Raw genomic sequence first — 20,039 nt, 5'->3', positions numbered from 1 at the left:
GATGCCGTATTATCTAACCCTATGACATACGCCGCCATCACTGGCTGGGGCGCTTGCATGCCGCCGGCCATTCTGACCAACGACGACCTCTCCACCTTCCTCGAGACATCGGACGAGTGGATTACCTCGCGCACTGGCATGCAGCAACGCCGTGTGTCGCATGTCACCGCCGTGGAACTCTCCACCGTGGCGGCCACTCGTGCCCTCGCCTGCGCCGGACTCGATCCAAAAGACGTGGATCTTATCATCTACGGCGGCGTGAGCAACGAAGAACTTGTGCCCAACAGCGCGTCCGGCGTGCAGGTGGCATTGGGCGCCAAGCATGCGGCGGCGATCGATCTAAACACGGCGTGCACGTCGTTCTGTTACGGCCTCACGACAGCGACCGCCATGATCAAAACGGGCGTGGTGCGCAACGCCGTGGTGATTGGCGTGGAGCTCATCAGTCGCTACATGGATTGGAGCAACCGCAATGTCGCGGTGCTCTTCGGCGACGGCGCCGCCGCGGTCGTGCTGCAGTCCACCGATAACGAAGAAGGGGTGCTCGGCAGCGTCTTGGGATGCGACGCTGAGGCGCGGCAATCATTGCGCGTACGCGGCTTCGGATGCGGCTATGCCGGGCTCGACATTTCCTTTGGCGACACGCTGTGGGATTTTGACGGCTCCATCATCTTCAAGCGCGCGGTCAAAGCCATGGCCGAGTCTTCGGTGAAGGTGTTGCAGCAGTGCGGCGTGTCGCCGGAAGACGTGAGCCTCGTCATTCCGCACCAAGCCAACCTGCGCATCATCGAGTCCGTGGCAAAACACGCCGGCATTCCGATGGAGAAGGTCGTGGTCACGGTGCAGAAGTACGGCAACATGAGTGCCGCGACGGTGCCGGTCGCACTCTGCGAGGCGCTGTCAGAGGGACGAGTGAAGCCGGGCAGTTATATGCTGATGCCCGCGTTCGGCGGGGGGCTCACGTACAATGCGCTACTCGTCAAATGGGGCTCGCGCATCACGCCGCTGGGCAGCAGTGACATTGAACTGCCGCCGTGCACGCGCACCGCGCTTGAGATGGTGAATGACATTCGGAGCCATCAAGATCCGCACGGTCGTTCGAAGGCTGGATTGATGGCCCCGGTGTTCGCTGAGCAGCGACTCGGCGCCTAAGCTGGCGACCGTGGTTCACGCGAGACGCCTGCGCGCCGCGTGAACCACCTCTCACCCCGTGCGCGCCGCCACGCCGAGCGGCCGCGACGGGTGCAGCCGTTGCAGAAACTCCTGCACGGGCGTGCACAACACCCCGCGTTCTTCAATGCGTTCGGTGCCGCGATACAGCACTACCGGCTTGGCGTGCGGATAGTCTTTGTGAAAGGCGAGCGCGCCGCGTAAGTCGTCGTCGGAGAGGCGTGTGACATTCTTCACGTCTATCCCTAGGAACTCATCGTGGCTGTGCACCACGAAGTCCACCTCGGCACCCGAGCGCGTGCGCCAAAACCCGAGCGTGCGATGGGCCGACGGCGCCCACGAGGCCCACGCCGTGAGATGTTGAAACACCACGCCCTCGAGCGCCGCGGCGTCCACGTCGTCAAACGCCTCTTGGGCAAAACGGGGAAGCAAGGAACGCTGAATCCCCGCATCAAAGAAAAAGAGCTTGGGGTCGGTAAAGAGCGCCCGCCGCGCCCGGTGCACAAACGGATCGAGTCGCTCCACCACAAACAAATCCTCGAGCACCGTCAGGAACTGCTGCACCGATTTCTTTGGGATTTCGCAGTTCCTCGCGAGCTGCGCCGGCCGGAGTTGCGTGGCCTGTGCGTGCGCGGCGCCGTCGAGAAAGCGCACGAAGTGGTCGTAGTGCTGCACGAGCTGTTCGCGCTTCACCTCTTCTTTCACGAATCGCTCGATATAGTCGGCGCGTTCGAGTCCGGGGCGCAGCGCTTCCACGACCATCGGCATGAGCCCCATGCGCATGGCTTCCGACAGTTGAAAGCGCGCGCCCAGCTCTCCGGCCACGTACGGATGCAACCGCGCGCGCGGGAGGCGGCGCGAGAACACGTTACCGCGTTCTCGCCGCAGCGGACGAGCGTTGGACGACGTGAGGACAAAGCGTCGATCCCGATGGCGCGCCGCGAGTCGGGGCACGGTGTCGACTAAGTCGGGGACGCGGCCAATCTCACAGATGACCACGTCGCCGCGGTCGCCAATGAGCGAGGCGAAGGTCTCGGGACGCGAGAGCAGTCGGCGTTCCACGGTGGGATCGAGCAGATCCACGAGCACCGCGCTGGGGCAGAGCTGGAGCGCGAGCGTCAACTTTCCTGTGCCGCGAGGGCCAAGCAACCAGAAGCTTCCTGCGGGCGCCGTAAACAGCCGGCGGACAGGTTCAGCCGTGGTCGCCACGGGCGGCAGGTCGCCGGCCGTGTACAGGAGAGGTAGCATCTGGGGAGTTTCGGCCGCTCGCCGCCAAAGGATGAGCGGTGCGGCCGTTGGCCCCGCCGAGCGGGTTACGCCTCGGCGATCGCGACGCGCCGGCGCACCACCAGCGACCGGCTTTTGGTGACCGCGACCATGCGGCTCCAACGGTCCCACGCGTCAATCAGCGTGGTGGGGCCTTGCAACAAGTTGTAGTCGCGGCCGCGGAGCTTTTTCTGCTTGCGGTCGAGCGTCTCGAACTTGTCGTAGAGCCAAGCCTCCACCTCGAGGACCTCGGCGTCGGCCAGCGTTTCGATCCACGCCTTGTTGATCTTTTCGGGGACTCGTCTCATGCCGAATAATAACGCTTCGTCTTACTATTTTCAAGTTTGCTCATACTCATTATTATTCGCGACCCTCTCACCTGAGCGTGTGTCGTGATTCGTTTTCACTTGGCCGCCCTCCTCAAACGGAAGGGTTGGACCCCGTACCGTCTCTCCCGGGAAACCGGGCTGACCGTCCCCACCGCGTACCGCCTGGCCGACCCCGAGCTCCAGTTTGGGCGCTTCACCGCCGACACCCTGGCCCGCATCTGCCGCGTGCTCGACGTACAGCCCGGCGACCTCCTGTCGTATCAGCCGACACCACGCCCTCGGCGCGCCAAAAAGGCGTCCCGCTAGCCCCTACCCGACCGCCTCGCGTAACTTGGTCTGATGCGCCTCCTCTTCGCCGAAGACGACCGCCAACTGCGGGCCTCCATCACCCGGGGGCTGCGCGAGGCCGCCTATGTGGTCGATCAAGCAGCCACCGGCACGCAGGCGCTCGCCCTCGCCCTCGCATCTGACGGCAGCTATGACGCGCTCATTCTCGACGTCCTGCTCCCAGGCAAGGACGGCATTGAGGTCTGCCGCACGCTGCGTGAGCGCGGCAATCAGCTCCCGATTCTCATGCTCACCGCGCTCGACGGCGTGGACCAGCGCATTGCGGGCCTCGACGCCGGCGCGGACGACTACCTCACCAAGCCCTTCGACTTCGGCGAACTCCTCGCGCGCCTCCGCGCCCTCACACGCCGCCGCGGCGACGATCCGCCACCTCGGCTCGTGGTGGGCGATCTCGTCATCGACACGCTTCGCCACACGTCGCGGCGCGGCGCCCGGGAGATTCCTCTCACGGCCACCGAGTTCGCCTTTGTGGTGTACATGGCGCGCAACGCCGGGCGTGTGGTCTCGCGCGCGGAGTTGCTCTCGCACGTCTGGGGCGACACGCGCGCCACCTTCTCCAACATCCTCGACGTGTACGCGAGCCGACTCCGTCATAAAATCGACGACGGCGAAGCGGTCGCGTTCTTCTCGACGGTGCGCGGGAGCGGCTTTCTGCTCGAAGCGACGGTCACAACCAAGACCGCCAAGAGCCCCTCCGCCGCCCGCACCAAGAGCCCGGTCGCCACGGCGCCCAAAAAGCCGAGTGCGCCACGCGCCGCGCGCGCCGCGCGCGCGGCGCAAGCCAAGCGCGGCAAGCGCCGCCCGGAGTGATGCGCGTGCGTCCGTGGCCGTCGTCGCTCCGTGCCCGCCTCACGCTCTGGTACTCCCTGCTCCTCGCCTTACCGCTCGTTGGCTTTGCCTTCGCGGGCTACTTCACCTTCGGCGTGACGTTGCAGGCACGCACCGACCACTTTATTGGCGACGCCCTCTCCGCACTGTCGCGTGAGGTGGCCGCCGAACGTCGGGCCACAGCCGGCACGCCAGCGGCCATTCGCGCCACCATCGATGAAGTGCGCTTTCGCGATCTGCACATCGTCGTGCTCGACGCCACCGGCGCGGTGATCGCCATGACAGCGCTGGCGGACAACGACCGGCAGCCGACCACCACTCCCTCACCGGAAGTGGGTCGCGAAGTCCTGGCCGCACTGCGCGGCCGTGATCTCAGTGCGCCGCTCGCGTTCACCTTTCCCAATGAACGGGACCACTATCGCGTGCTCGCGCGTCCGCTGACGGTGGGAGCCGAATCGTATCGCATTGCCGGCGCCTATTCGCTGCGCGACTCCGACGACATGCTCGCGCGCATTCGGCGGACCTTCCTCATTGCCATTCCCTTGCTCGTGGCCAGTGCGGCGGCCGGCGCCTCGGTCCTCGCCAAACGCAGTCTCGCCCCGGTGGCCTCCATGGCCGCGCACGCCGCCGAGATCAGCGCCACAAACCTGACGCAACGCTTGCCCGTGGGCGGCGGCGACGAACTCGTCGGCCTCGCGCGCGTGATCAACGACCTGCTCGACCGACTCGAACATTCGTTCGAGCAGCAACGGCGATTTGTGGCCGATGCCTCGCACGAACTGCGCACCCCAACCGCCATTTTGCGCACCGAGGCCGACGTCACACTGGCACGCGACCATCGCACAGAAGAGGAATACCGCGCCTCGCTGACGGTCATGCGAAACGCGACGCGTCGACTCACGCGCATCGTTGACGACCTGTTCCTGCTCGCGCGTGCCGACGCCGGCCACCTCGTCATGCAGCACGCGCCGCTCTACCTCGACGAGCTCGTGCTCGACACTACGCGCGCCGTACGGGCCGTGGCACAACGCCGAGGCGTGCAACTCGAGCTCACCGCCACCGCCGACGCGCCCTTCACTGGTGACGCCGATCTCCTGGGTCGCCTCCTGCTCAACTTGCTCGACAATGCCATCAAGTATTCGCCCGAAGGTGGTACGGTGTCGGTGGCGTTGGCGCACACCGGTGACCACTACGACGTCACCGTTCGCGACGCCGGCATCGGCATTCCGGAGGAGGCGCAGGCGCGCGTCTTCGAGCGGTTCTATCGCGTGGATGCGGCGCGCTCGCGCGACGAAAGCGCAGAGGCTGCCGACCTCACGCTGAGCACCGATGGCTCCGATCGGCTGGCGGCGATTGCCGCGAGCACCGCCAGCGGCGCAGGACTGGGCCTCGCGATCGCACGGCGCATCGCGGAAATGCACGGGGGCCGACTCACGCTGAGTGAGTCCGCCCCGGGATGCACCATCTTTCAATTGAGCTTGCCGACCCGCACCGGATGACGTTGACCATCACCGACGGCTCGCTCGCGAGCCGCGCACGGGTTACCGGATAGCCGTCAGGCGCAACGCTTACGCCCGACCCACCCTACGCCTCGGGTGTCTCCTCAGCCTGCTCCCCACCCGCCTCTGGCTCCGCCGGCGTGGCCGGCAGCAGTCCATATGCTTCGAGCTCCAGCGGCTGGTCGCCCCGCTCGAGCTTCCGTTGCGCCTTCTCGTTTTTCTTCCGTTCTCTCGCCTGTTCCTTCTGGCGCTTCTGGAAGCCGAAATTCGGTTTCACCACAAACACGCTCCTCGTAGGTCAATCAATATACAGAAGCGCGCGCCCTCGCGGGCGGAACCGCCCTACTTACGGACCACAACTCCGGCCGCCGACACCTCCGCCATCACCTTGCCGTCTCGCAGGACCGACACCGCACGGCTACGCTGGTGGAAGGTGGAGTCCGTCGCATGGACCCGCGCTGCGAAGTCCATCCATTCCATCCCGGACTTTGGCATTTGCGCCACCGCGAGCGGCTTGGCGCTGTCGAACACCACATACAGCACGTCGTCGCGCTCCACCATCTGGCAGTATTCGCGCATCGCCATCAGTGTGCGCTGCGCCTTCGTCACCGCGGCCGCATCAGACGCCGTCGCTCGGCCGCCGGTGACAGCCATCGGAGCGAGATCCTTGGTCGTGAAGATGACCGACGCGGTCGGTTTAGTAGCCTGCGCCACGGCAGGAACCGCGCAGCAGAGCATCGCCAAGGCACCGCAGAGCGCACGTGTCATCACTTGATCGTACGTGCGCCTGTGATGGAGCGCAAGCGTGAGCGCGGCTCCGAGCCGGCCGTTGCTCGTTCCTACACCGCACGCCGACCGTTACTTGGCGGCGTGCGCCCCGAGAAAGGCGAGCAACCGCGTGTGCACCACCTGCGACTGTTCGATATGCGGGAGGTGCCCCGCCGAGTCCACAGGTACAAACTCGATGGCGGGAATCGCCCGCCGCACCACGTCCGAGAGGGTGAACGGCACCGTCTGGTCTTGCTTTCCCCAGATGAGCATGGTCGGCACACCGGTCTTGGCCACCGCGCCGTAGATCGTCTCCATCGGCACGCGCGACGCCTCGGTGGCACTCGAGAGGAGCGCGCGCCCAAACCCGTTATAGCGCATTTGCGGGCGATACTTGTCCGCCCAGTCGGGATAATGCTCGGGGTGCAAGAAGTCGCTCGTCTGACTCTCGGCTTTGCCTGGCAACTGCGTCACGTTCCAGAGCCACAGCCCAAGCACCGGCCATCGAAAAATGCCGGGAGGTGCGGGAGATCCTGCGACAGGATCCACAAAGGTGAGCGTGCGTAGCCGCGCGGCGTGCCCCGCCGCGTAGTGCGCCGTCACAAAGCCGCCAAATGAGAGGCCCACGAGATCCACTGGCGTTGTCACATGGAGCGAGTCGAGCAAGCCGTCGAGCTGTTGGTCGAACAGTGCGCCCGAGTACGCTACATCCGGACGATCCGAATACCCACGCCCGTACAAGTCGTAGCGCAATACGCGATACCCTGCCCCGGTGAGCGCGACCACCGTCGAGTCCCAGATGTAGTACGGCACCGAGAATCCATGCACGAGCACCACCAGGCGCCCCGTATCGGGCCCACTGAGCTCGTAGTGCGTGACGCCCGCGGAGAGCGTCGCGAACTTTCCTGGTGCGCCGGCGCGTGCCGATGCGTCGATTGTTGTCCGCTCTGGAATACGCCACGTGGCGTACGCAATATCGGCGGCCACGAGCACCACGAGAACTTTGATGACCGTATTCAGCAGACGACGCATCGCAAAAGCCTCACACCAGGAAGAAACATTGAGGGCCCGGACCCGAGGCCGACGGGACACCGCGTTTTCACCGCGCCCGCCACCAAGATGGAATCCTACTCGCCGCAGGCGACCTCGGCCACTTCCGGGTATTATTGAGTCCATGAGGCGAGAGCACCAAACGACGCAAGCCGTGCGCGGCGGCGTATATCGAACGACGCTATTCGTTGCGCTGCTCACGCTCTGCGGCGTGGCGCTCGCGGCCGCACCGCATGCCGGGAGCGCGCAAACCTCCTCAGCCCCCCGCACACCGACGGCCAACCTGCGGGCCAGAACCCGCGCGAGTGAACAACGCCGCGCGAGCGCGCCGATCACCGACGCCCTCGTCACCGTGCACACCAATCGCCCCGCCGTCAATCGCTTTGACCCGCGCTCCACCTTCGGCGGCGGCCTCGACGGCCACGGCAAGGGCGTCGTGCCGCTCGTCTTCACAAACGCGAACATCGCCGCCATGAAAACCGTCGGCGTCGCCATGGCCACCGTGCGCCTGCGCACCGAGCTTGGCGTACAGAGCTGGCATTGGAATCCACGCGGACGCTGGAGCGATGCGGCTCACCAGCGCGGCTACTGGCTGTCTGACGATTCGTCCACCGCGCCGATTCTCCTCACGCACGGCTATCGGCTGCCTCGACGCGGCACCACCGACGAAATCGACAACGCCGGTTTCTCGCGTCTCGATGACGGCGACACCGTCTCCTTTTGGAAGAGCAATCCCTACCTCGACCATCGCTTTACGGGTACGGCGGACTCCCTGCTCCCACAATGGGTGATCGTGGACTTGGGGCGTCCGCTTCCTGTGGATGCGATGCGTATTCACTGGGGCGCGCCGCACGCCTCCGCGTTTCGCGTGCAGTACTGGCGCGGCGAAAATGTGCACGACGTGGACGAACATCCCCCTGGGCGTTGGGTCACCTTTGCCAACGGCAACGAGCGCTCGGGCCGCGGCGGCACGGCACTGCGCCGACTCTCCGACGCGCCGGTGAGCACGCGCTTCGTGCGCCTCGTACTCACCGCGAGCGCGTACGGTCCCGCACCATCCGCTGCGCCGAACACCGAGCCGCTGACATCCGGCGCACACCAACCAACCACCGACGCGCGCGACTCCTCCGGCTACGCGATTCGCGAAATCGAAATCGGCACCCTCGAGGGCAACACGCTCCGCGATGCGGTGCGCCACGGCGCAGACTCGCACCGCCAATCCACCACGTACGCCTCGAGCACCGATCCCTGGCATCGCGCCACGGACATCGACATCGAACTCGAGCAGCCTGGCTTCGATCGCGTCTTCCGTAGCACACTCACGTTCGGACGTCCGGCAATGATCCCTGTGCCCGTGCTCTACGGCACACCCGAGGACGCGGCCGCAGAAATTCGTTTCCTGCGCCGACGCGGCTACCCGATTGGCCGCATCGAAATGGGCGAGGAGCCCGACGGGCAGTTCGTGACCCCCGAGGACTACGCCACCCTCTACGCACAGGTCGCACGCGCCATTCGCGCCCACTGGCCCACCGCACCACTCGGCGGACCGGGCTTTCAAGGGCTCGAAAGCCGCGTGATGTTCGCGTGGCCAGCCGACAGCGCTGGCGACAGCGCGAGCGAAACGTGGATTCCGCGCTTTCTTGCGTCGCTCGCCGAGCGCGGACGCCCGGGCGATTTCACCTTTTTTTCGTTTGAGTGGTATCCGTACGACGACATCTGCGGTACCTCCGCACCGCAACTCACCGCCGCGTCCGAACGGATCACCGATCGGCTCCAGCGCATTGAACACGACGGACTCCCAGCCAGCATTCCGCGCATCATCGCCGAATACGGCTACTCCGCATTCGCGGGGCAGTCGCAGGTGGAACTGGCGGGCGCCCTGCTCAATGCCGACATCGTCGGCCGCTTTCTCAGCCTCGGCGGACGCGAAGCCTACCTGTATGGATGGGAGCCCACGTCACTCGACAAGAGCGCGCGCTGTACTCAGTGGGGCAACAACATGCTCTTCCTCACTGACGACCAGCGTCGCATACGCGCACGCGTGGCTACCTATTACGGCGCGCAGTTGATGATGCGCGAATGGGTAACGCCGAGCGGAGGCGACCATACGATGTTCGCCGCGGAGAGCGACGTTCACGACAGCGACGACAACGAACTCCTTTCCGCCTACGTTGTGCACCGCCCGGATGGGACGTGGTCGACCATGCTCGTGAACAAGGATCCGGACCGCGCCTTTCGCGTGACACTTGATTTTGGCGCCGCGTTTGGCGGTCGAGCGACCGGGCCACGAACCGTGCTCTCATACTCGGACGCCGAATACGCCTGGCATGCCGACGGCACCAAGGGACGTCCGTCGAAAAGCCTGCCGCCTCGCACGAGCACCCGGCGCGCGGGGGAGACGATCGTCGTGCCACCCTATTCGCTCACCGTGCTGCGCGAAACACGATCGCCCTAGCACGGCTGGTACTTCTACCCACCTCGCAGTATTCTCTCGAACGTCCATTTTCCGGAGATTCTCCTGCGTCACTTCGCCCTGCTGGCCTTCTGCGTCGGTGCGCTCCTCGCGCCCCTCGCGCCACGTGCACCACTGGTGGCGCAGTCGGCGCCAAAAGCTCCGGCTCGCACCTCAACGACGCCCTCCGACACCGCTACGGCAAAGACCGAGCAGTGGATCAGCCTCGGTTTCTCGAGTGCGCGCTACACGATAGGCGATTCGGCGGTCAAGGAAGGTACGGGAAACTTTTCCTATGACCTGCGCACCGGACGCTTCCACTTTGCTGTCGACGGGAGTTCGGTCAACTATAGCACTCCCTCGCGCACCATCAGTGGCATGGTGCCGACGTCGCTCACACTCGACATGATGGTGCACAACGGCGACACGCTCACGCTGCTCGGGCGCACGGGGAGCCAGCCGGCGAACCTCGACTCGGCGCAGCTGGTTGCCATTGGCGTATCTGGTGGCACGCTCTTGGATATGCAATCGATCAACTTTGGCACACAGGCCATGACCGGCGCGCACGGAACGTTGACGTTCCCGATGGGCGACGTAGTCCTCAACCTGCGCGGCGGCATCGAAATCGAACCACGGCCATCGGCATTGACCAGAGCCTACTGGCGCGGCACCACCATGCTCGGCGGCGCCACGCTCACAGGCAAAACAGCGAAGGGCGACTGGAGTGGCGTGGTGGATTACTCCACCAGCACGGCCGATTCACTCGGCGGCAGGAACTTGTACCCGGGCGGCGGGGATTTCACCGCACAGTTCAACCTGCACGCGCCGCTCGATAACCCCGCCGTCGCCGGGGGCGAAGACTGGGACACCCGCTGGTCTGCCAACCTGTACATCCCCATCAGCGCGAGCCGCACCGATCAACCGAACCGCCTCGTCCCTGTGGGGCCGATGTATTGGTTTACGGGCGCGCTCACCGTTCCGATTGGTGAGGGGAGCGTTGGCGCATCGGCCAGCTATTCCGGCGCCAGTTCCTCGGCGCAACGGGCGCTCGCGTCCGCATCATCGTCGAGTTGGGCCACGAGCGTCGCGCTCAATGGGTCGATTCCCATTGCCAAAGGCATCGAGTTGGTGCCGGAGATTGGGACAGTCGCGGGAAGTTCGGACGTCTCGCTCGGCGTCGCGGGCGTCCGTCGCCCTGGCCGGCCGCTGGGCCCCGGCGGTTCGCGAACCACGAGCATCGCGAGCGGCGTGAGCGGCAGTTGGATGAGTCTGTCGTTGACCTTCACCTTCTGAACCGCCCGTTAAACGAATCGTGCGCGCCGCTGACTCGCGGCGCGCACGATGTTTACGCAGGCGTCTTTACGCGAGCAGCTTCGCGGCTTCCTCGGCGAGTTGCGTCACACAAGTTTCCATCTGCTCCATGCGCGTCCGAAAACTCAGCACGCAGACGCGTGCGAGATAGCGCCCGTCCAGGGTGCAGCCCGAGAGGAGCACCTTGCCGCGCCGAGTGACCTGTTCAACGAGTGCGGCGGTCGCCGCATTGCGTGCGGCTTGCGTCGCGAGCGTGGGCCCTTCGAGGTGGAACGCAAAGAGCGAGAGCTGCGGCTCCGCATCCATCACAATGCCCGGAATGCGCGCCACGCGCTCTGCCGCCCACACGGCGAGTGCTCGTTTTTCGGCGATGGCCGCCCGGTAGCGAGCCGCCCCGTACATCTTCACCGCCATCCAGACGCGAAGCCCGGGAAATCCGCGAGAGAGTTCAGGCCCGTACTGATGCGGATCGTAGAACTCCTCCGGACTTTCGGGGAGATAGCCGGCCGTGGCCGCATGGACATCGCGCAATGCGCTGGCGTCGCGGACGAGCAGCGCACCGGTGCCGTAGGGCAAAAACATGCCCTTGTGCGGATCGAGCGTCAGCGAATCGGCACGCGAGAGCCCGCGGAGCAGCGGTCGCAGTTCCGGGCAGGCGTGAAAGAACGCGCCGTACGCCCCGTCTACGTGATGCCAGAGTTTCTCCGCGGCACAGAGGTCGGCAATCTCATCGAGCGCGTCAACCGCACCGGTGTTGGTCGTTCCCGCGGACGAGCCGACGAGAAAGGGCACGAACCCCGCGGCGCGATCTTCGGCAATCGCGGCCTTGAGCGCGTCCATTCGCATACGGAAATGACTGTCCACTGGAATCAAGCGCACGCGATCGGCGTGAATGCCCGCGAGCTTCGCCGCCTTCACAATGCAGAGATGCGCTTGGCTCGAGGTATAGATGGTGCCGCGCCGAATGTCCGGACCGAGGAGGCGCTCCCGTGCGCAGAGCACCGCATTGAACGTCGCCCCTGATCCGCCGGTGGTGAGCAGTCCGCTGGCGCCGGCAGGAAAACCCATCCATTCGCACATCCACTCCAGCACATTGCTTTCGAGCTGCACGAGTGCGGGCGCGGCCTGCCATACGCCGGTGTACCGATTGGTGGTGTCGGCAATAAAGTCCGCGAGCGCGGCAGGGTACACACCGCCCCCCGGGATGTAGCCGAGGTAGCCGGGTGAGGGAGTTGTGAAGGATCGCGGAATGAGGTCATCAAAGAGGAGCGCGAGCAGCGGCTCGAGTTCCGTGCCAGCTTCGGGGATCGGCTCTCGAAGCGAGCGGCACAACTCAGCGGCGTCCACATTGCCGCGACTCGGCTGACTGCCGATCGCTGCCACGTGATCCACTGAGCGTTCCAGCACCGCCTGCCCCATGGCAAGCATTTGCGCACGGGAGTATTCGAGCGAGGCGTCGTCGGACGCGGGGAACGGAGACTCGGCGGTCATAATGGACAGGGTTCGGTGGGCAGCAGCGCAACTCAGACCGAAGTATGTCCACGAGTCATGACGCGGGCAACGCGTCATCCGCTTGAGGTGATACCACATTGAGCCAACGCGGCGGAACCGCAAGCAACCGCGCACCCTGCACCACGCCTAGTCTTCGGACTCCGCCTGTTGTTTGAGCGAGCCGATGAGCCCCGGAAAGACGAACCGATGGAAGGGTAGTACTGAGTACCAGTAGAGGTATCCGAGGATTCCATCGGGATCAAAGAAAGCCGTTTGCTCCACCCACGACCCTGCGCGGTCGGCCACCACCTCAAACTGCAACCAGGCGCGCCCCGGCAACTTCATCTCGGCGCGGAGCCGCAGGAGATGTGGAACATCGAGGGCCTCGACGCGCCAAAAATCGAGCGGATCGCCCACGCGCAGTTCGCGAGGATGCCGACGCCCACGCCGCATCCCCACCCCACCCACCACACGGTCCATGAGGCCGCGCAACTGCCAGAGCGCGTTGCCCGCCGGCCATCCTTCCTCACCGCCCAAGCTACAAATCGCCTCGAACACGCGCTCCGGCGACGCCTTCACGCGACGGCGGTGCCGATCGAGCAGCATGCCCTCGTGGGAGCCGAGCACGTCTGCCTCGTCGAAATCGCGCGACATACTCGACAAGCTCGACGCCCAGGTGGTTTCGACGCTGTCTTGCGCGAGTCGCGTGAGGGCCAGGCGAACGGCATCATCGTAGCCCGTGGGACGCACGTGGAAGGTGGTGCGCGCGCGATTGTCACGCACCACCACCTCCGTCTGCAAGCTTTCGACGAGCGGTTGCGCAATGCTGAAGGGAATGGGCGTGAACACATCCACCCATCGCCCGCTGAACTCTGGACGTGGCACCGGGAACGACACGATGAAGCGACGCAATCCACGAATGCGCGCGTACCGCATCATCATTTCGCGGTAGGTGAGAATATCCTCGCCCCCGATTTCATAAATTCCGTTGGCGGTGGGATGATCGAGCGCTTCCATGAGGTACTCGATCACCGAGCGCACCCCAATCGGTTGGCAGCGCGTGCGCACCCAGATGGGCGCAATCATCAGGGGGAGCCGCTCAATGAGATGGCGAATGATCTCAAAGCTCGCACTCCCCGATCCTACAATGACCGCCGCGCGGAATTCCGTGACCGGCACGCCAGCGGCGGCAAGGCTTCGGCCCACTTCCTGACGCGAGATCAGGTGTTTGCTGTGCACCTCTTTGGGATCACCCAGTCCACCGAGGTAGATGATGCGGCGCACACCGGCCGCGGCGGCCGCCTGCCCAAACGCCAGCGCCATCGCCTGATCGCGTTCGCGGAACGCTTCCCCCGCCGCCATCGAGTGGACGAGGTAGTAGGCGGTGTCGATTCCGGCGAGTGCGTGCCGCGTGGCCTCCGCGTCGCTGAGGTCTCCTGCGACGATCTCGACGCCGGACCACGACCGTCCCTCGAGGCGGCTCGGGTCGCGCGCCACGCAGCGCACGGCGTAGCCTTTGGCGAGCAGGCGCGGCACCAATCGGCCGCCGATGTAGCCCGTGGCGCCGGTGACCAACACATGTGTCGATCGCGCCCGCAACGCCGGAGCGCGGTCCACTGCGGATGAAACGTGCATCGGGAGATCGGCCACCGCGAAGGGTGCTCCTTCCCTGAATGAAAGTCCCCGCCAGCTATGACTTCGACTTCTCCGCCAACTCGCGCACGTATGCGGCCACGGCGGTCATCTCGTCCTTCGACATCTTGTCCTTGAAGGACTTCATGTCTTTCCCTTTTCCCTTCGTGAGAATCTTCACGAGCGAGTCAACCGAGCGCTTTTTGATGAACAGCGCGTTGAACGTCGCAATGCGTTCGTACTTCACCAGCATCGTTTGGGGCGGCACGCCGCGTGGGCCGTGGCACTCGCGGCAGTTCTCTTCGTAGATCGGTTTGCCGTCCATGAACTGTTGAGCGAGCGCAGGGGTGCGAATAGCGGAGAAACTCAAAATGGCAACAAGCAGTACGATACGCGTCATGAACCGTGACAAGGACAAAGTTAGGTCTGTCGGGAGTTCCCGCGCCACAGAGCCGTGCGGGATGGTGTAACCTGCAATTTAGAGTATCGGCCGCATCCGTGCGCTGGGTCCCCCCCACGTTGCGCCACGCCGAACCGCCGCCGTTGGGCGCCCGCGGGCGGCCAATCATCGCGGACGCCACGCCCAAGCGATAAACAACGGGAACTGGCCACGTCCTCTTGGCGTTGGAACCGTTCTGAGGCCATCTTTCCGAGCGTGCCGTCGCACGACCAGCCCCCGGCATGACGGAGTCTCCCCACGTGACCCCAACGCGATGAGCCTGCAGGCGAGTGAAGCCCTCCCGCTCGAGCCTCCCGTGCAGAAATGGGGGCGCTGGATCGGTGTGGCACTGGGCATGGGAATATTCGCCCTCGCGTTATTCGCGCTGCGCGAACAGTTCGCCACATACAACGTGCGCGAGATACGCAACGCCATGCGCGATCTCGACACGCCCTTCATCGTGCGCGCCACACTCTATGCCATTGCCGCCTATGCGGTGCTGGTGACGTACGACATTCTCGCGCTGCGATACATCAAGCACCAACTTCCCGCGCCGCGCGTGGCCTTCATCTCGTTCATCGCATTTTCGTTTTCCAATGCACTCGGCTTTCCGGTGTTGCTCGGTGGAGGCCTCCGATACCGTTTGTACAACGCCGCCGGTCTGTCGAGTGCAGAAATTGCGCTGACAATCGCGTTCAACACCGTCACGTTCTGGATCGGCGTGCTCGCCGTCGCGGGCGGTTCCCTGCTGTTCATTCCCGCCGAAGCGGGCAGCGTGCTCGGCGTTCCGCTCATTGCGCTCCGGCCGGTCGGCGCATTGCTACTGCTGGTCGTGTTCGGCTATGTGATGGCCTGCGAGTTCTACCGGCGGCCGATTCGTTTGCGTGACTGGGAGTTCGTGCCACCCACGTGGCAGATCGCCGTCATTCAGTTGGTCATCGCAATCGTGGACTGGGCGCTTGTCGCAGCGGTGCTCTGGTCGGCCATCCCGCTTCCGCCGGCCACGCTCACGTTCGGCCTCGTCCTCGGCGCCTTCACCCTCGCGCAGGTTGCGGCGCTCGTGAGTCACGTGCCGGGCGGACTCGGCGTATTTGAAGTGACGCTGATCGCGCTCCTGAGCCGCTTTGCCGCGCCCACGGGGCTACTCAGCGCGGTCATTGTCTTTCGCATCATCTACTATCTGTTTCCGCTCGGCATCGCGCTGGTGCTACTCGCCGCCAGCGAAATGTCGCGCGGCAAATCCCGCGTGGCACGAGTGGCGCGCGTCGCGGGCGGGTGGGTGCCGGTGGCAGCTCCAGCGCTGTTCTCGCTCACCACTTTCATTGGCGGCGTGATTCTCCTCTTCTCCGGCGCCACGCCGGAGGTCCGGATCCGGATGCGGGTCATTGGCGACCTCGTGCCGCTCGCCGTCATCGAATCATCCCACTTCGTCGCGAGTCTCACGGGCGCGGCGCTCCTGATTCTCGCGTATGGACTCGCGCGTCGGCTCGATGCGGCGTACTACCTCACGGTCATCGGACTTCCCATCGGCATTCTCACGTCTTTGCTCAAGGGCTGGGACTACGAGGAAGCGGCCGCGCTTGGCATCATTCTCCTCACACTGATCCCCGCGCGTCGCCATTTCTACCGGCGCGCCTCGCTCCTCGCCGAGTTCCTTTCACCGCAGTGGCTCATCATGACGGCCACGGTGCTGATTGCGAGCGGGTGGCTCGGGTTCTTTGCGTACAAAAACGTCGCGTACTCGCACGATCTCTGGTGGCAGTTTGCCCTGCGAAGCGACGCGCCGCGCTTTCTCCGCTCGTTCGTGGGCGTCAGCGTCGGCGTCGCGCTCGTCGCGCTCTACCGGTTGCTCCGCCCGGTCACCACCAAGACCATCGCGCCTGACGCTTCGACACTCGACCACGTCGAGACGATCGTGCGCGAGTCGCCCGACACGTTGTCGTATCTGGCCCTCCTAGGCGACAAATCGCTGCTCTTCTCGGAGGACAAGTCTGCGTTCGTCATGTATGGCGCCGAGGGCGGAAGTTTTGTCGCCATGGGTGACCCGGTGGGCTCGCCGCGCCATCGCAAAGAACTCGCGTGGGAGTTCCGCGCACTCGCGGATCGCCATGGCGCCGCCACGGCGTTTTATCAGGTACGGATGCACAATCTTCCGCTCTACCTCGACATGGGTTTGACGCTGCTCAAGTTGGGTGAAGAAGGACGCGTGCCACTCCGCGACTTCAACCTCGACGGCGGATCGCGGCGGCGGCTCCGTCGTAGCGTGCGCCTCGCTGAGGCCGAGGGCGCGAGCTTTGAGGTACATCAGGGAGCCGGCATTCTCCCACTCCTCCCCGACCTCAAGCGCGTGTCGGACGAATGGCTGGAGAGCCGTGGCACGCGAGAGAAAGGATTCTCGCTCGGATTTTGGAATGAACGGTATCTGAGCAGCACCACGATTGCCGTCATTCGACGCGACGGTCAGATTGTGGCCTTTGCCAACCTCTGGGAGGGCGCGCATCACGAAGAGCTGACGGTGGACTTGATGCGCTACACCGCACAGGCGCCCGAAGCCGCGATGGAGTATTTGTTCGTGCAGATGATGCAGTGGGGGCGCGACGCCGGGTTCGATCACTTCAACCTCGGTATGGCCCCGCTCTCGGGGCTCGAAAACAGACAGCTCGCGCCGATTTGGAATCGCGTGGGCGCGTTGCTGTTCAAGCACACCGAAAACTTCTACAACTTTCAGGGGCTGCGCGGCTTCAAGCAAAAGTTCGATCCCATTTGGGAGCCGCGTTACCTTGCGTCGCGCGGCGGCATCGCACTGCCCCGCATCCTGACCAACGTCTCCGCGCTCGTGTCGCGCGGACTGCGCGGCGTCATTACGAAGTAGCCGTCAACGCGGCGCGAGCGTCCACGCCAGCGCCCGCTCCACGAACGGCCCCGCTAGCAGGATATTCGACATCGAATGCCCACCCCATGGCACCGCCCATTTGTCGACGCGGGTGCCACCGGCGGCGCGCAACGTGTCATCCGCCGTGCGAAAGCGGTCGTCGGTGCCGCGCACGATGGCCACGCGCACCGCTGGTGGAAGCGCGGCAATCTGCTCTGCCACGGCAAAACTACCGGGCTCACTCGGCGCCGAGCGATTGGCAATATCGGTTATCGTCGCACGCAGGTGGCCACGACTCCGCGAGCTGATGAGTAGCACGCCCGAGAGGCGCGGCGGCGGCGCGTGCACGGCGATCCAGCTCGCCACCTCAGCGCCCAATGAATGTCCGGCCAGCACTACGGGAATCGAATCCGCACCGAGCTCGCGGCGCGCCAAGTCGAGCATCAGCGATACACTGTCGCGGTAGAGTGAGGTGCGGAGCGTGTCGGCGTCTGGCAGGTGATCAAAGAACTTCTTCGTGTCGAACCCCACCACGTGATAGCCGGCACCCGCGAGTCGCTTGGCAAGTTCCTGGTGCGCGCCCCAAAACCCGATGTCGTTGCCAACAAAAAAGATGAAGGCTTTTGCCGGAGTGTTCGGAACAGCGGAGGGATAGAAGAAGAGCGGAAAGCCAGCGAGCGCCGGATTGCGCGCGGTGTACGGCGCGGGTTCGGGACGAAAGCATCCCGCCAGCGCGAACAGCATCAGCGAAGCACCCCAGCGTGCTCCAACGGTCCCCCGCCGAAGCCACGACGTACCGGCTCGGCACGTGCGATGCGTGATCATTTATGCGTATGCCTCGCGAAGAACTGCCAAATCAGGAACGACGCGCGAATCTCGCTCATGGGAGGCGCGGATCCTGGATCCACCGGCCCGCCAGGCCAACCGTGCGTGCCGCCATCAATAGAATAGAAATCGATGTCGGTGCCGGTCGTACACTTGGTAAAGCGCGTTTGCGTCACGTGTTGCGTCGTGGGCGTGCGGGTGCCGCCCGTGCATGTATAGAGCGCGGTCCAGTAGCGTACGGACGGCGGCAAGGCTGACGCCGTGGCCGGCGCTACCCCGTGCAGTGGAGGGGCGTCTTCATCGTACGCGACTTCAGGGTCGTCGGTCCCATGCATAGCAATCAGCGGCATCGGAAGCGCGGGCGTACACCCGCCATCAACTAAGCTTCCGGACACCACGGCAACGGCGGCGACCGTTGCGCTCAACTGACAGCCCACATGATACGCCATCCGTGCGCCGGCCGAAAATCCCGCCACGTATATTTTTTTGGAATTCACCGAGACATGTGTGGCCGTCTGCCTGATGAGTTCCGACACAAAGGCCAAATCGTCCACGTTGTCGCGATTCGCACCGCCGCAACAGCTGCCGGCATTCCAATCTGTTGGGAACAACCCGAAATCCCCACCGGTGCCGTCTGGGTATGCCACCAGAAAGAGCGCGGAGTCCGCTAGCGCGTCCATCGCGGACATGTCTTCAACCGATTTGCCGTTCCCGGAACTCCCATGTAGCACGATGACGAGCGGCCACGAGGTGGCCACACCACCGCTCGTCGGACGCTTCGGTGGCACGTGCACCAAATACGAGCGAGTGCGTGGCCCCACCGTGAGGGCGTGCGACGCCGTGCCGGCCTTCCAATTAAAGCTCTCGGCCGTGGAGGTGATGCCGTCCAGCGAGCAGGCGGCAAGACAGAGCATCGCCAGCGTTGCCGCGCGGCTGCCGAAGCGCCACGCCATCACGGATGACCCTCGCGCTGATTACCACGCGACCAAGTCAACGCCATCCCCACCTGGTAGACGCCGCCAGAAATCAGCACGCGCTGCACGCCGACGTTCACGTCGAATGAACGAGTCACCGACCACGCCAGCGCTCCGCCGATCATCGGAAGCAGGCCGCCCTCCGTGTAGGCCAGACTCGCCACATGCCCGAATCCGACTCCTGGCAACACGGACACGCGCAGGGCGGATTGCGACCGGAGTGGAACGGACAGTTCGATGGGCAGCGTTGCGGCAAACGACAGGGTGTTGACCGGGTTCGGCCCCCGGTACCTCCCGCCTCCAGCACTCAGTCGAGCGAGGACCGCAGTGACGCGTGACTGGCGGCCGGCGGAATCCGCGACCGCGTGGCTCCACAGGGAGGACTGGAGATCAATCCCGCCCATGATCCACGTGTAACACGTGGGGCACTCGATCAAGCCATACGCCCCCGTCAGCGACAGTAGCGTATGCGCGAAGGCGAATCCGCGAGTCCACGTCACACCGCCGGTATCGTGCACGACATCGTCGGCATCGTAGCGCCAGCGCCCGTAGCGCAACGACCACGCGGTGTCGCCGGCGCGAAGGCCGCCAGGGTCAGACGCCACCGGTGCGAGCGCGCCAACTGGCGTGAGCATTAAGCCGTCCCACGCGCCGACTTGGCTGGCGCTCTGGGCGTGGGCCTGCGACACGACGACCACGCTCAGAACGAGGAGCACAGACGCCGAGAAGTCACCAAGATGTCGTGTCTTCACCGGGACAGTGGAACGGGGCGGAGGGAGCGCATC

At 64.8% G+C, this 20,039-nt stretch carries 18 protein-coding genes; 7 read left to right on the top strand and 11 right to left on the bottom strand.

Annotated features, from left to right (window positions below):
* Window positions 1-21 precede the first annotated feature (21 nt).
* Window positions 22-1,152 (top strand): ketoacyl-ACP synthase III, encoded by a 1,131-nt coding sequence (locus NTZ43_08555; GenBank protein MCX5767255.1) that lies wholly within the window; start codon window positions 22-24, stop codon window positions 1,150-1,152.
* A gap of 51 nt (window positions 1,153-1,203) precedes the next feature.
* Here NTZ43_08555 and NTZ43_08550 read toward each other — a convergent pair whose 3' ends face one another.
* Complete coding sequence (locus NTZ43_08550; protein ID MCX5767254.1) at window positions 1,204-2,418, bottom strand: DUF4143 domain-containing protein; 1,215 nt, start codon at window positions 2,416-2,418, stop codon at window positions 1,204-1,206.
* A 65-nt stretch (window positions 2,419-2,483) separates the two neighbouring features.
* Entirely contained in the window at window positions 2,484-2,744 is a 261-nt protein-coding gene (locus tag NTZ43_08545; protein MCX5767253.1) for a hypothetical protein, read from the bottom strand.
* Window positions 2,745-2,828: 84 nt separating this feature from the next.
* On the opposite strand from NTZ43_08545, the gene NTZ43_08540 reads away from it, so the two are divergent.
* Genes NTZ43_08540 through NTZ43_08530 form a run of 3 tightly spaced genes read left to right on the top strand, consistent with a single transcriptional unit; the run spans window position 2,829 to window position 5,440 of the window.
* Window positions 2,829-3,071 (top strand): helix-turn-helix transcriptional regulator, encoded by a 243-nt coding sequence (locus NTZ43_08540; GenBank protein ID MCX5767252.1) that lies wholly within the window; start codon window positions 2,829-2,831, stop codon window positions 3,069-3,071.
* Window positions 3,072-3,104: 33 nt separating this feature from the next.
* Entirely contained in the window at window positions 3,105-3,923 is an 819-nt protein-coding gene (locus NTZ43_08535) for a response regulator transcription factor (protein ID MCX5767251.1), read from the top strand.
* Window positions 3,923-5,440 carry an ATP-binding protein gene (locus NTZ43_08530; GenBank protein ID MCX5767250.1) on the top strand — a complete coding sequence of 506 codons (1,518 nt, stop codon included), beginning with the start codon at window positions 3,923-3,925 and terminating at the stop codon, window positions 5,438-5,440. The genes NTZ43_08535 and NTZ43_08530 overlap by 1 nt, the downstream gene beginning before the upstream one ends.
* Window positions 5,441-5,525: 85 nt before the next feature.
* Here NTZ43_08530 and NTZ43_08525 read toward each other — a convergent pair whose 3' ends face one another.
* From NTZ43_08525 to NTZ43_08515, 3 genes are all read right to left on the bottom strand, one after another.
* A complete protein-coding gene (locus tag NTZ43_08525; protein MCX5767249.1) occupies window positions 5,526-5,720 on the bottom strand; it encodes a hypothetical protein in 195 nt (64 codons plus the stop codon).
* 62 nt (window positions 5,721-5,782) lie between these two features.
* Window positions 5,783-6,208, bottom strand: coding sequence for a hypothetical protein (locus NTZ43_08520; GenBank protein ID MCX5767248.1), 426 nt, complete (start codon window positions 6,206-6,208; stop codon window positions 5,783-5,785).
* Window positions 6,209-6,298: 90 nt separating this feature from the next.
* Window positions 6,299-7,240: an alpha/beta hydrolase gene (locus NTZ43_08515; GenBank protein MCX5767247.1), complete on the bottom strand. Its 942-nt coding sequence runs from the start codon at window positions 7,238-7,240 to the stop codon at window positions 6,299-6,301.
* Window positions 7,241-7,382: 142 nt separating this feature from the next.
* On the opposite strand from NTZ43_08515, the gene NTZ43_08510 reads away from it, so the two are divergent.
* Together NTZ43_08510 and NTZ43_08505 are read left to right on the top strand one after the other, a co-directional pair.
* A complete protein-coding gene (locus tag NTZ43_08510) occupies window positions 7,383-9,713 on the top strand; it encodes a discoidin domain-containing protein (protein ID MCX5767246.1) in 2,331 nt (776 codons plus the stop codon).
* 135 nt (window positions 9,714-9,848) lie between these two features.
* Window positions 9,849-11,003 carry a hypothetical protein gene (locus NTZ43_08505; GenBank protein ID MCX5767245.1) on the top strand — a complete coding sequence of 385 codons (1,155 nt, stop codon included), beginning with the start codon at window positions 9,849-9,851 and terminating at the stop codon, window positions 11,001-11,003.
* A 66-nt stretch (window positions 11,004-11,069) separates the two neighbouring features.
* On the opposite strand, the gene NTZ43_08500 is transcribed toward NTZ43_08505, so the two are convergent.
* The 3 genes from NTZ43_08500 to NTZ43_08490 form a co-directional block, all read right to left on the bottom strand.
* Window positions 11,070-12,512, bottom strand: a complete 1,443-nt coding sequence (locus tag NTZ43_08500; GenBank protein MCX5767244.1) for an aminotransferase class V-fold PLP-dependent enzyme — start codon at window positions 12,510-12,512, stop codon at window positions 11,070-11,072.
* Window positions 12,513-12,659: 147 nt separating this feature from the next.
* A complete protein-coding gene (locus NTZ43_08495) occupies window positions 12,660-14,147 on the bottom strand; it encodes an SDR family oxidoreductase (GenBank protein ID MCX5767243.1) in 1,488 nt (495 codons plus the stop codon).
* Window positions 14,148-14,202: 55 nt separating this feature from the next.
* Window positions 14,203-14,544, bottom strand: a complete 342-nt coding sequence (locus NTZ43_08490) for a c-type cytochrome (protein MCX5767242.1) — start codon at window positions 14,542-14,544, stop codon at window positions 14,203-14,205.
* 313 nt (window positions 14,545-14,857) lie between these two features.
* Here NTZ43_08490 and mprF point away from each other — a divergent pair, with 313 nt between their 5' ends.
* Complete coding sequence (gene mprF, locus NTZ43_08485; GenBank protein MCX5767241.1) at window positions 14,858-17,455, top strand: bifunctional lysylphosphatidylglycerol flippase/synthetase MprF; 2,598 nt, start codon at window positions 14,858-14,860, stop codon at window positions 17,453-17,455.
* Window positions 17,456-17,458: 3 nt separating this feature from the next.
* Here mprF and NTZ43_08480 read toward each other — a convergent pair whose 3' ends face one another.
* Genes NTZ43_08480 through NTZ43_08470 form a run of 3 tightly spaced genes read right to left on the bottom strand, consistent with a single transcriptional unit; the run spans window position 17,459 to window position 20,006 of the window.
* Window positions 17,459-18,280 (bottom strand): hypothetical protein, encoded by an 822-nt coding sequence (locus NTZ43_08480; protein ID MCX5767240.1) that lies wholly within the window; start codon window positions 18,278-18,280, stop codon window positions 17,459-17,461.
* Complete coding sequence (locus NTZ43_08475; GenBank protein ID MCX5767239.1) at window positions 18,277-19,233, bottom strand: polyhydroxybutyrate depolymerase; 957 nt, start codon at window positions 19,231-19,233, stop codon at window positions 18,277-18,279. The genes NTZ43_08480 and NTZ43_08475 overlap by 4 nt, the downstream gene beginning before the upstream one ends.
* Window positions 19,233-20,006, bottom strand: a complete 774-nt coding sequence (locus tag NTZ43_08470) for a hypothetical protein (protein ID MCX5767238.1) — start codon at window positions 20,004-20,006, stop codon at window positions 19,233-19,235. The genes NTZ43_08475 and NTZ43_08470 overlap by 1 nt, the downstream gene beginning before the upstream one ends.
* Between the last annotated feature and the right edge of the window lie 33 nt (window positions 20,007-20,039).

Source organism: Gemmatimonadota bacterium, assembly GCA_026387915.1.
In the GTDB taxonomy this organism is placed as follows: domain Bacteria; phylum Gemmatimonadota; class Gemmatimonadetes; order Gemmatimonadales; family Gemmatimonadaceae; genus Fen-1231.
Note: the sequence above shows the minus strand (reverse complement) of the source record. Positions and strands in the feature narration are given on the sequence as shown.

Bases quoted from the DNA above. Each gene is read 5' to 3' on its own strand.
- NTZ43_08500 (MCX5767244.1), bottom strand. From the start codon at position 12,512: ATGACCGCCGAGTCTCCGTTCCCCGCGTCCGACGACGCCTCGCTCGAA.
- NTZ43_08545 (MCX5767253.1), bottom strand. From the start codon at position 2,744: ATGAGACGAGTCCCCGAAAAGATCAACAAGGCGTGGATCGAAACGCTG.
- NTZ43_08520 (MCX5767248.1), bottom strand. From the start codon at position 6,208: ATGACACGTGCGCTCTGCGGTGCCTTGGCGATGCTCTGCTGCGCGGTT.
- NTZ43_08530 (MCX5767250.1), top strand. From the start codon at position 3,923: ATGCGCGTGCGTCCGTGGCCGTCGTCGCTCCGTGCCCGCCTCACGCTC.
- NTZ43_08480 (MCX5767240.1), bottom strand. From the start codon at position 18,280: ATGATCACGCATCGCACGTGCCGAGCCGGTACGTCGTGGCTTCGGCGG.
- NTZ43_08515 (MCX5767247.1), bottom strand. From the start codon at position 7,240: ATGCGTCGTCTGCTGAATACGGTCATCAAAGTTCTCGTGGTGCTCGTG.
- NTZ43_08495 (MCX5767243.1), bottom strand. From the start codon at position 14,147: ATGCACGTTTCATCCGCAGTGGACCGCGCTCCGGCGTTGCGGGCGCGA.
- NTZ43_08510 (MCX5767246.1), top strand. From the start codon at position 7,383: ATGAGGCGAGAGCACCAAACGACGCAAGCCGTGCGCGGCGGCGTATAT.
- mprF (MCX5767241.1), top strand. From the start codon at position 14,858: ATGAGCCTGCAGGCGAGTGAAGCCCTCCCGCTCGAGCCTCCCGTGCAG.
- NTZ43_08555 (MCX5767255.1), top strand. From the start codon at position 22: ATGACATACGCCGCCATCACTGGCTGGGGCGCTTGCATGCCGCCGGCC.
- NTZ43_08475 (MCX5767239.1), bottom strand. From the start codon at position 19,233: ATGGCGTGGCGCTTCGGCAGCCGCGCGGCAACGCTGGCGATGCTCTGT.
- NTZ43_08490 (MCX5767242.1), bottom strand. From the start codon at position 14,544: ATGACGCGTATCGTACTGCTTGTTGCCATTTTGAGTTTCTCCGCTATT.
- NTZ43_08535 (MCX5767251.1), top strand. From the start codon at position 3,105: ATGCGCCTCCTCTTCGCCGAAGACGACCGCCAACTGCGGGCCTCCATC.
- NTZ43_08550 (MCX5767254.1), bottom strand. From the start codon at position 2,418: ATGCTACCTCTCCTGTACACGGCCGGCGACCTGCCGCCCGTGGCGACC.